The organism is Pseudomonas sichuanensis (assembly GCF_003231305.1).
Lineage (GTDB): Bacteria > Pseudomonadota > Gammaproteobacteria > Pseudomonadales > Pseudomonadaceae > Aquipseudomonas > Aquipseudomonas sichuanensis.
This window is the reverse complement of sequence record NZ_QKVM01000046.1, coordinates 16,811-26,806: the sequence shown is the minus strand read 5'-3', so window position 1 is coordinate 26,806 and position 9,996 is coordinate 16,811. Positions and strand designations below refer to the sequence as shown.

Here is a 9,996-nt window from a genome sequence, read left to right as displayed (position 1 = left end):
CCCGTTACGTCGATCGGTAAACGACGAAGACCAAATGAATTTGCCCGAGGGCAAGACTTGCGGCGATTGCGTGCACTGCCGTCGCTGCACATCGATGTTTGGCCACATCCCAGCTGATGAGTCTTGCGACTGGAGCCCTTCGCGCTTTCGCGAAGTCGTGCCAACTACCGTTTCAGCCTAATTAGCAAAGGACAGGATATGGACCGTAACAAGGCCCTGGACAAGATAAAGAAGTGCCTGCGCCTGGCGAGCAGCAGCAACCCGCATGAGGCCGCTGCAGCACTGCGCCAGGCCCGTGCGCTGATGGAAAAGTACCAGGTCACCGATGGTGACGTGCTGATGGCTGACGTACAGGAAACCACTGTACGCAGCGGCTCCAAGGTGAACCCGCCCAAGTGGGAAGTTCAGTTGAGCGTCACCGTGGCCTGGGCCTACAACTGCGGGATTGTATTCCTGGTCGGTCCTGGCCAATGGGCATTCATCGGTGAAATGTCCGAAGTCGCCAGCTACGCCATGACCGTGCTGTTGCGCCAGGTGCGCCAGCACCGTCGTGACTACATGGCGGACAAACTCAAGCGCTGCAAAGCAGCCACAAAGACCAAGCGCGCCGATGTGTTCTGTGAGGCATGGGTGCGCGGAGTGCGCCGGGCAGTGGCCGAGTTCGCCGGGACGAACAAACCATCGGCAGCGGTCCTGGCCTACATGGGCAAGCACTACCCGGACCTGGACAAGCTCAATCCACTGGATCGCAACGCCAGCACCAACAAGCTCAGCGCGCGAGCCCTGAACGATGCCGCCAATGGCATCGAGGCAGCCAACGGCGTGCAACTCAATCACGGCGTGAACGGTGAAGCCCCACGAACCCTGCATTGAGCGAAACCGCCCCGGCCTGTCCGGGGATGGTCTGCCGGGCGTGGTGGCCCGGTACTGATGAGCAGCCGATATGCCAAAGAAAGTACGAACAGATCGAATTCGAAAGCAGGACGCAGCCCGGCAACAGGCCCGCCGCGACCGCGAAGCCGCCGGCCGTCAACGGATCGGGGCGCAAAAAACGAAGTTCACCAGCTCGCAGAGCACGCGGGATGACATCGCCGTGATGCAGCAGGTGGGCGGATTTGAGCAGGACGAGGCCATCAGCCTGGCCCTGCGCTGGATGGCCGGGCTAGCCCGGCGCGATGCACCTGCATTCCTTGCAGCCATGGACCCGAGGAACCCCGCATGAGCCGACTGATGGCCAAGATTCACATTGCCAAGGCCCAGTTGGGCATGGATGACGACACCTATCGAGCGCTGCTAGCCCGCGTTGCCGGCGTACGCTCCGCGAAAGACCTCGGCCCCCGCCAGATCGGCGCGGTGCTGCGCGAGTTCGAGCGCCTGGGCTTCCAGCCCAAGCCAGCAGCCAAGGCCAAGAGCCGTCCTGCGCCGAACCCTAGCGACGAGCGCAAAGCCCTGATTGGCAAGATCGAGGCGCAACTCACCGAAGCCGCTCGCCCCTGGTCCTACGCCGACGCCATGGCAGCCCGCATGTTCCAGGTCGAGCGCGTCGAGTGGTGCGACCCCGAGCAACTGCGCCGCCTTGTTGCTGCGCTGGCCTATGACGCCCGGCGCCATGGGAGGACTGTATGAGTGAGCAGGACATGTTTGGTGACGAAGTGCCGGATGATGCACTGGATTACCTGCAAGATCCCGAGATCAAATCCAAATGGCCCAAGCTCCTGGTCGAGTTGATCGACGTAATCGAGGTAGCCAGCATCAACAAGGGCTATGAGCCGGCCTTTGCAAAAGAGCACGCCATCGTTGTCACTCGCGCTCTGGCTCGCTATGCCGGAGGCCGTCCCTTGTACCTACCAGGAGACAAGAGGCTGGAACGTGCGCTACGGGACAGGGATATTTGGGCTGAGTTCTCGGGCGATAACGCTGACGAGTTGATGGCGAAGTACAAACTATCGGCAAGGCAGGTATACACAATCCTTGCCGAACAGCGTGCATTGCATAGAAGGCGTGTGCAGCCCTCACTGTTTTAGACAGGCTGGACTTTACAGAACGTGTATCTACCGCGTTCAATTATCAGGTTCTCTACGGCCCGCCTTATGGCGGGCTTTTTTGTAAGGGGGACCGCATTCTCCCGCTTTAGCCCTTAATACTTATTGTCAGTGCTCCTTTCTCGATTGCCTCTCGCATTCACCTGGAGCCTGTACATGACCATCAAACGCCACACCTTCCTGGACAAACTTCGCTGCTGGCCCTGGTTGCTCGCAGCCTGTCTTTCTACCGTCGTCGTTTATATTGTCGCCCCCCAACAAGTCGGCCTGCTGGCCTGGGCTCTCAGCAAGTTGTCGTTTGCTGCGTACCTGGGCTACTGGATCGATCGTGGCGTTTATAGCTACGCCCGCCCACGCGACCTGTACACGGCCGGCGAAATCGCACGCGACAAGGGCGACATGCCCAGAGCCAAGTACCTGGCACGCCTGGCATTCGCTGCAGCCATTCGCCGCGCCATCATCATGGCCGCTGCCATCATGGCCATCGGCCTGGGGATCTGATCGTGCGCGCCGCTCTGATTCTGTTGGTCAGCCTGCTGGCGTGCCCGCTGACCTGGGGCGATGTGCCCCAGGAGGCGGCGCGTTACAAGCGCGAATTGACCCGCATTGTTGGCCAGGAATGGGGCCTCGGTGGCCCTGTCGCGCTGCACGCTGCGCAGATCCACCAGGAAAGCGGCTGGCGTGCCGGCGTCAGCAGCCCGGCCGGGGCACAGGGCCTGGCTCAGTTTATGCCAGACACCGCGAGCTGGATGGCTCAGGCTTACCCTGATCTGGGCCAGGCCGCGCCTTATTCCCCAGGCTGGGCTATGCGCGCCATGGCCCGCTACAACCGCTGGAACTGGCAGCGCCTGGCCAATACGGCCGACGGCTGCAACCGTTGGTCCATGGCCCTGTCGGCCTACAACGGCGGACTGGGCTGGGTGCAACGTGACCAGCGCCTGGCCAAAGCAGCCGGCGCTGATCCCCGCACTTGGTGGGGCAGCGTCGAGCGCTACACCAACCGAGCAGACTGGGCGCGGCGCGAGAACCGCCAGTACGTCAGCCGGATCATGTACACGCATACCCCGCTGTATATCGAGGCAGGCTGGCCGGGAGGTTCGCCATGTCCGTGATCGAGAAAATCCAGACCGTCTGTATTTTTGCGCTGCTGGTCGTAGTGGTGTTCCTTTCCCAGGGTGCGACCAATGCCAAAAAGGATGCAAAAGACCAAGAGCGCCTGGCCGCCCTCTACAAGGGTGAGCGCGACGGCTGGATCAACACCGCCGAGCAGCGCGCCCTGGACCTGCAGCTTGCAACCATCCGCCGAGCCCAGGCCGAGCAGTCGGTAACCGACCTGCAGGCGCGCCTGGGCGACTTGGGCCAGCAGCATGAGCCAGCCCGCCAGGCCGTGCGGGCGTCGACTCTCGCAGACGACGGCCCTGTGGCCCCCGTGTTGCGCAACGCCCTGGAGCTGCTGCCATGACGCGCCTGCTCCCCCTTGTCCTGGTGCTGTTGGCTGGCTGCGCTCACCACCCTGAGAGCCGGCCAGCCCCGACGCCTGTCGAGACACCCGCTGACTGCGCGGCGCCTGCAGGCCTGACGGGCATTGATTCATCACCTACCAAGCCCACCGGCAACTACGGCCAGTCGGCCGTCGCCGAGTACCTAGTTGAACTCCACGCCTGGGGCGCGGCGGGCTGGGCTCGGGTCGAACAAATCGCAATAGACAGCCGCGACTGCCAGCGGCTCAACAAGGAAAAGACATGGAAATCAACTGGGACGCAATGAAGGTGATGTGGGACGTGCTGCAGGCGGTAGCCCTGGTCGCGTTCTCGGCTTACGTGTGGTGGTCGAATCGCAACCGGGCCAGCGAAAGCACCATCCATGACATCAACCGCCGCCTTGACGGCGTCGACGGGAAGATCGCTCAGATGGAACAGACCATTGCGCGGCAGCCTGGCCACAAAGACCTTGAAGAACTGCGCGACGAGATGGCCGAGACCAACCGGCTCTTGGCCGAGATCAACGCCACGCAGCGCGCCACCTCAAATCTGGTGAACCGGCTGCACGACTACCTACTGACCGAACGGAGCAAGTAATGAGCAAATTCAAGGACTACGAAACCGAAGGCCGCCGCCTGGTTATCCTGCGCATCCTGTCGCGCCGGACCCAATACACCACGAACGAATACTCGCTCAACGACGAGCTGGTGGACGCCTATGCCCATCGCGTGAGCCGCGATCGCCTGCACAGCGACCTGGCCTGGTTGGAGGAGCAAAGCCTGGTGATCGTCCAGACCCCGCGTGCAGGTCGGATCATCACGCTGACTTCGCGTGGCCACGACGTAGCCACCGGCCTGGCCCGCGTGCCGGGCGTTTCCGCACCGCTGCCGGAGGCCTGACATGCCACCTCGCAACAGCGTGTACGACCTGCCGACCGAGGTTCGCGAGGAGCTGAATGCGCGCCTGGTCGGCAATGGGTTCCAGGGCTACGCCGGGCTGGCCAAGTGGTTGGAGGAACGCGGCTTTAAGGTGTCCAGGTCGTCGGTCCATCGCTACGGCCAGGACCTGCAGCAGGACTTTGAGGAGGCCATGGGCGACGTGCGCAAGACGCAGGAGCTGGCCCGCGCCATGGTTTCCGAGCAGGAGGACGAGTCCGGTGCGCTGATCGACGCCACGGCGCGGATCGTCCAGGACCAACTGCTGCGTATCTCCATCGAGATGCGCAAGGCCGAGCACGAACCCGAGAAAGCCGCCAAACACCTGGCCAGCGTGACCAAAGCACTGTCACAGATCGGTCGGCTTAGCCTGGTCCAGAAGAAGTGGGCCTCGGAGGTTGAAGCCCGCCGTGCTGCCCTGGAAGAGGCTGCAAGCCGCATTGATACGGCGGCGAAGGCTCGCGGCCTGACCGCCGAAGAGGCCAGTTTCTGGCGTGAGCAAGTCTTGAAGGGGATGGGCTGATGGGTATCCCCGCACCACTGCACGACACTGAGCGCGTCCTCGACTGGGAGGAGTTGCCGGAGAGCGTCCGTAACATTCCTGCTGACTTCAACCCGCTCGCCAAGGGTGTGCTGATGGCGCACCAAAGCGAGTGGATCACGATGCAGCAGGACCTGGACATTGCGGTTTGCCAGAAAGGCCGCCGAACCGGCATCACCTTTGCCCAGGCCATGACCGACACCATTACCGGCGCTTCCGCGAAAGCGGCTGGGGGCGACAACGTCTGGTACATGGCCGACACGCGGGAAAAGGGCCTGGAGTACATCGGCTATGTGGCCAAGTTTGCCCTGATCGTAGCCCGTGGCCAGGCCACCATGGTCGAGCAACACATCTTCATCGATCAGCTCGAAGACGGCAGCAGCCGCAATATCCAGGCATTTCGGGTGCGCTTCGCCAGCGGCTACCGAGTCACCGCGCTGTCGTCCAGGCCGGAGAACATCCACGGCCTGCAGGGTCTGGTCAGCATCGACGAAGCGGCCCTGCACAAGAACGTCGGCCACGTCCTGGAATCGGCTACCGCCTTGCTGATCTGGGGTGGCCGCATCCGGGTCTGGTCGACCCATCGGGGCAAGAAGAACCCTTTCAATCAGTTCGTCCAAGACGTTCAAGCCGGTCGCTACGGCAAGAAGGCCAAGGTCATCACGATCAGCTTTGACGATGCAGTGGCCAACGGTCTGTTTGAGCGCGTGTGCTTCATGCGTGGCACCACGCCGACCGAGCAGGCCAAGAAAGAGTGGTACGAAGCCATCCGGGCGGGCTACGGCCCGCGCAAGGCGGCCATGCGCGAAGAGCTGGACGTGATCCCGCGTGACGGTGAAGGCTCGGCCATCCATGGCGTTTGGATTGAACGGGCCATGCCTGAGATTCGCCCTGTTCTGCGCATTGTGTTCAACGACGATTTCCCCAAGCGCCCGGAGTATGAGCGAGAGTCCTGGTGCGCCACCTGGATCGCTACCAATCTGCTGCCCGTGCTCGATGACGTGACCAAGGGCTTTAGCGGCAATTGGGCGGTCGGGATGGACTTCGCCCGTCATCGCCACTTTTCCGTCATCAAGCCAGCGCGGATCACACAGGAGCTGCGTCGAGATGTGCCGTTCCTGATCGAGCTGGCCAACGCTCCGACCCGCCAACAGGAGCAGATCCTGTGGGCATTGCTCGACACCTTGAAGAACTGGACGTTTGCCGGTGACGCCAGCGGTCCTGGTCAGACGCTCATGGAATACACCGGAGACCGCTATGGACGGGCCGAGTGGGCAGAAGATCAAAACCGCTGGACCGGTGGCCCGGTGCACGAAATCACCCTGTCACGGCCGTGGTATGGCCTGTGGATGGGGAAATACATCTCCCTTTTTGAAGACGGCTTTATCACCCTGCCTCGGGACGCTTCCCTGGAGGATGACCACCGCGCGGTGGAGTTCATCGACGGTATCCCGATGGTGCCAAAGATCGAGCGAAAAGATCTCAAGGACGCCGAACTGGTGCGCCACGGTGACGGTGCGATCGCGGGTGCGCTGATGAACTTTGCCGCCCTCAATCAAGTGGGTGGCTGGGTCAGTGAATTCACGTCAGCCCCCCGAGGCGGAGCGTTCGGTGGACAAGATGTCAGCGATGACGATGACAACGATGGACATAGCGGCTCTGGAGGCGGCGCATGGTAATTCCTGGATTCATTAAACGTCTGTTTGGCAGCGATGCCGCCACCTCTCTCATCGAGCAACAGACCGACGATCCGGCCCGCGTAGGCCAAATCAAGCACGAGTTCGCCAATCACCCGAGCAAGGGCCTGACGCCTTCGCGCCTGTACCAGATCCTGGAAGGCGCCGAACAGGGCGACCTGCTGGCCCAGTCCGACCTGTTCGAGGACATGGAAGAGAAAGACCCGCAGATCGGCGCTGACATGCTCAAGCGCCGGCAACTGGCGGCCGAGCTGGAATGGCAGATCATCCCGCCCGAAAACCCGTCGGCCAAGGAGAAACGGGCCGCTGACCAGGCCAACGAGCTGTTCTCGGCCCTGGAAGTGGAAGACCTGGTGCTCGATCTCGGCTCTGGCCTGGGCCACGGCTACGCCAACCTGGAACTGTCCTGGCAACTGGACGGCAGCATGCGTTACATCGAGCAGCCGACCCTGCGCCCCCACCGCTGGTTCCGCCTGCACCCGGACGACCAGAACGTGCTGACCCTGCGGGACATGAGCGCGACTGGGGCCGAACTGTGGCCGCTGGGTTGGGTCGCGCACCGGCACCGTGCTCGACCAGGTTACGTTGCTCGCTCAGGCCTGCACCGCATGCTGGCTTGGCCGTACCTGTTCCAGAACTACGCCCTGGGCGACCTGGCCCAGTTGCTGGAGATCTACGGCATGCCGGCGCGACTCGGCAAATACCCGAAGAACGCCACTGACAAAGAGAAGGCCACACTGCTTCGGGCCGTGGTGAGCATGGGTAAAGATGCGGCCGGCATCATCCCGGAAGGCATGTCGATCGACTTCCTCGACGCGGCGCAGGGCCGTAGCGACGTGTACCTCGCGATGATGAACTGGTGCGAGCGCTCCAAGTCGCGGGTGATCCTGGGCGGTACGCTGACCAGTGGCACTGGCGACGGCACCAACACCAACGCCCTGGGCAACGTCCATGAGCGTGGCCAGAGCAGCCTGATCCGATCGGACGTGCGTCAATACTGCAGCAGTATCCGCAAATCGATCCTCTGGCCACTGGCGGCGCTGAACTTCGGCATTGAGGACGCTAACCGTGTCCCGCGTTTCCGCCTGGACATGGGCGAGACCGAAGACTTCCAGGCCCTGGCCAGCTCATTGCCGACCTTCGTCGATATGGGGGCCAGGGTGCCGGTGTGGTGGCTGCATGAGAAGACCGGCATTCCCGAGGCCTCGGAAGATGACCAGGTGCTGCAGCCACGGCCACAGCAGCCGATGACCGCCATGCTGCGTCAGCAGCCTGGCCAGCCACTGGCGATCCTGAACCAGGCGCAGCGCCCGGTTACCCCGGCCGACGCCATCGCGGCCCGTATAGCGCGTGAGGGCGATCCCCAGGTCGCGGCCTGGCTGGAGAAGATCGAAGCCATGTTGCAGGCGGCGAGTACCTTGGAGGAGTTCCGCGAGATGCTGTTTGCCGCCCAGGCCGACCTGGACGAAAGCCAGCTCGCCGCGTTGATTGGCACCGGGCTGTCCGTGGCCGACCTGGCTGGGCGTGTCGATCTTGAAGACGCTTCGGAGAGCGCAAATGGCTAAGGGGCAGCCGGTCATGCGTGCCGTCCTGGGCAAGCCATTTGCCGAGCAGGCGGCGTTCTTTCGCAACAAGCTGGGCAACCTGGTGCCCACTGAGCGCTGGGATGATATCCAGCGGGATGCCCATGACACGGGCTTTATGGTTGCGGGCGCCGCCAAAGCCGACCTGCTGACTGACCTGGCCGTGGCTGTCGACCGGGCGATCACCGAGGGCCGAGGCCTGGGCGAGTTCCGCAAGGACTTTCGGTCGATCGTCGAGCGCAACGGCTGGCACGGCTGGACCGGTGAGTCGACGGCGGCCGGCCAGCGCTGGCGCACCAGGACGATCTACCAGACCAACGCCATGACCAGCTATTCGGCCGGTCGACTGGCGCAGTTGCAGGAAGGTGGTTTCGACCTCTGGGTCTACAAACACAACGATTCGGTACGCTATCCCCGGCCGGAGCACCAGAAGCTCCACGGACTAACCCTGCCTGCCAACCACCCGCTGTGGAAGCGCTACTATCCGCCGAATGGCTGGGGTTGCCAGTGCTATGTCGTGGGAGCGCGTTCTGCAGCTGGTGCACGTCGACTGGGTGGCGACCCTGACAAGGCGTTGCCCGAGGGCTGGGATGCGGACAAGGCGCCGGGGATCGATGACGGCTGGGACTACCAGCCTGGCGCCCGTGTAGCGCAGACCGTGAACCTGATGGCGGAAAAGGCGCAGGCCTGGCCCGCTGAGATCGCGAGGGCTTACATGGGAGGCGTACCAGAGCACCTGCGTGACAGCATGGCCATCAGCTACCGGGCGCTGCCCAGCGTTGCAGATGACGCCAGGCGTTACGCTCAGCGAGTCCTCAAGGGTGAGAGCGCGGCGAGACTGCCGGCATCGAGCACCCTTGGCCCCCTGACCATTGCCGACGTCGACCAGGTGAACAAACTGGCCGATTTCAAGGCTGCCGGGTTCGACTTCGCCCTGGATGCCGCTGCTGTCAGGGCGTCTCTGTTGGAGCTGAGTGCCAAACAGACTGCAACAAGTCGTCCGGTCCAGGTCGAGGACTTCGCACTCCTGCCCAGACTGCTGAGTGCCGGCGGGCCGTTGAAAGACGCCGGGCGCTCCCCGGCCGGTAATCCACTGCTGCAGCGCGAGCTGGAGTTAGGCGGCGTCACCTTCATCGCGACATTTGAGGCCAAGCGAGCTGCGCGTAGCCTCGTTCTGCAGTCGCTGCACATTCGAGAGGGCAAGCGATGATCGAAACCAAGATCGACAACAAGCGCGTTCTGGATGCCATGAACAGGCTGCTCAATCAAAGTGGCAACCTGCGTCCGGCCCTGCAGGACATGGGGGAGTATTTCGTCGAGTCTACTAAGCGCCGCTTTGCGACCAGGACGGCCCCGGACGGCACGCGGTGGAAGGACAACGCCGATACCACGGTCGAGCGCAAAGGCCATGACCAGCCCCTTATCGGTGAAAGCCGTCGCCTGTCCAACGAGATCCACCCTGTCGTCGGCAACAAGTCGGTGAGCTGGGGCAGCAGCCTGGTCTATGCCGGCATGCAGCAGAACGGCGGTTTGAAGTCAGCCTATCCGCACCTGTGGGGCGATATTCCGGCCCGTCCATACCTGGGCATATCCGACGAAGACGAGCGCGTCGCCCTGGAGATCCTGCAGGAGCATCTGGCGGCCCCGCTAGGCGGCTGAAAATAAGCCCGTATGACGTTGATCTGCCATGCGGGCTATACGTGAGGGCGGGTTTTGA

General features: G+C 62.9%; 15 protein-coding genes and 1 other RNA gene. All 16 read left to right on the top strand.

Annotated elements, in window-relative coordinates; translation table 11 throughout:
- The first annotated feature begins 198 nt into the window (after positions 1 to 198).
- A complete protein-coding gene (locus DM373_RS21315; protein ID WP_110995458.1) occupies positions 199 to 873 on the top strand; it encodes a DUF2786 domain-containing protein in 675 nt (224 codons plus the stop codon).
- An RNA gene (locus DM373_RS21310) (hammerhead ribozyme type II) lies at positions 872 to 944 on the top strand. The genes DM373_RS21315 and DM373_RS21310 overlap by 2 nt, the downstream gene beginning before the upstream one ends.
- Positions 944 to 1,222: a hypothetical protein gene (locus tag DM373_RS21305; RefSeq protein ID WP_110995457.1), complete on the top strand. Its 279-nt coding sequence runs from the start codon at positions 944 to 946 to the stop codon at positions 1,220 to 1,222. Before DM373_RS21310 ends, DM373_RS21305 begins: the two co-directional genes overlap by 1 nt.
- Positions 1,219 to 1,626, top strand: coding sequence for a gp16 family protein (locus DM373_RS21300; protein WP_110995456.1), 408 nt, complete (start codon positions 1,219 to 1,221; stop codon positions 1,624 to 1,626). Before DM373_RS21305 ends, DM373_RS21300 begins: the two co-directional genes overlap by 4 nt.
- Positions 1,623 to 2,024 carry a Mor transcription activator family protein gene (locus DM373_RS21295; protein WP_110995455.1) on the top strand — a complete coding sequence of 134 codons (402 nt, stop codon included), beginning with the start codon at positions 1,623 to 1,625 and terminating at the stop codon, positions 2,022 to 2,024. Before DM373_RS21300 ends, DM373_RS21295 begins: the two co-directional genes overlap by 4 nt.
- Positions 2,025 to 2,198: 174 nt before the next feature.
- Positions 2,199 to 2,543 (top strand): putative holin, encoded by a 345-nt coding sequence (locus DM373_RS21290; protein WP_208642819.1) that lies wholly within the window; start codon positions 2,199 to 2,201, stop codon positions 2,541 to 2,543.
- A gap of 2 nt (positions 2,544 to 2,545) precedes the next feature.
- The gene (locus DM373_RS21285) at positions 2,546 to 3,154 is read left to right on the top strand and encodes a transglycosylase SLT domain-containing protein (protein ID WP_244215109.1); all 609 of its coding nucleotides are present in this window, start codon (positions 2,546 to 2,548) and stop codon (positions 3,152 to 3,154) included.
- Positions 3,145 to 3,504 (top strand): hypothetical protein, encoded by a 360-nt coding sequence (locus DM373_RS21280; protein ID WP_110995453.1) that lies wholly within the window; start codon positions 3,145 to 3,147, stop codon positions 3,502 to 3,504. Before DM373_RS21285 ends, DM373_RS21280 begins: the two co-directional genes overlap by 10 nt.
- Positions 3,501 to 3,809 (top strand): hypothetical protein, encoded by a 309-nt coding sequence (locus DM373_RS28825; protein WP_157966874.1) that lies wholly within the window; start codon positions 3,501 to 3,503, stop codon positions 3,807 to 3,809. The genes DM373_RS21280 and DM373_RS28825 overlap by 4 nt, the downstream gene beginning before the upstream one ends.
- The gene (locus DM373_RS21275) at positions 3,785 to 4,120 is read left to right on the top strand and encodes a DUF2730 family protein (RefSeq protein WP_110995452.1); all 336 of its coding nucleotides are present in this window, start codon (positions 3,785 to 3,787) and stop codon (positions 4,118 to 4,120) included. The genes DM373_RS28825 and DM373_RS21275 overlap by 25 nt, the downstream gene beginning before the upstream one ends.
- On the top strand, positions 4,120 to 4,422 hold the full coding sequence (locus DM373_RS21270) for a VpaChn25_0724 family phage protein (protein WP_110995451.1): 303 nt from the start codon (positions 4,120 to 4,122) through the stop codon (positions 4,420 to 4,422). Before DM373_RS21275 ends, DM373_RS21270 begins: the two co-directional genes overlap by 1 nt.
- 1 nt (position 4,423) lies before the next feature.
- Positions 4,424 to 4,981, top strand: coding sequence for a DUF3486 family protein (locus DM373_RS21265; RefSeq protein WP_110995450.1), 558 nt, complete (start codon positions 4,424 to 4,426; stop codon positions 4,979 to 4,981).
- Positions 4,981 to 6,678: a hypothetical protein gene (locus tag DM373_RS21260; protein WP_110995449.1), complete on the top strand. Its 1,698-nt coding sequence runs from the start codon at positions 4,981 to 4,983 to the stop codon at positions 6,676 to 6,678. The genes DM373_RS21265 and DM373_RS21260 overlap by 1 nt, the downstream gene beginning before the upstream one ends.
- Positions 6,672 to 8,261 (top strand): DUF935 domain-containing protein, encoded by a 1,590-nt coding sequence (locus tag DM373_RS21255; RefSeq protein ID WP_110995448.1) that lies wholly within the window; start codon positions 6,672 to 6,674, stop codon positions 8,259 to 8,261. The genes DM373_RS21260 and DM373_RS21255 overlap by 7 nt, the downstream gene beginning before the upstream one ends.
- A 13-nt stretch (positions 8,262 to 8,274) precedes the next feature.
- Positions 8,275 to 9,489, top strand: coding sequence for a phage head morphogenesis protein (locus tag DM373_RS21250; RefSeq protein ID WP_208642818.1), 1,215 nt, complete (start codon positions 8,275 to 8,277; stop codon positions 9,487 to 9,489).
- Positions 9,486 to 9,938: a phage virion morphogenesis protein gene (locus DM373_RS21245; RefSeq protein ID WP_110995446.1), complete on the top strand. Its 453-nt coding sequence runs from the start codon at positions 9,486 to 9,488 to the stop codon at positions 9,936 to 9,938. The genes DM373_RS21250 and DM373_RS21245 overlap by 4 nt, the downstream gene beginning before the upstream one ends.
- Positions 9,939 to 9,996 lie beyond the last annotated feature (58 nt).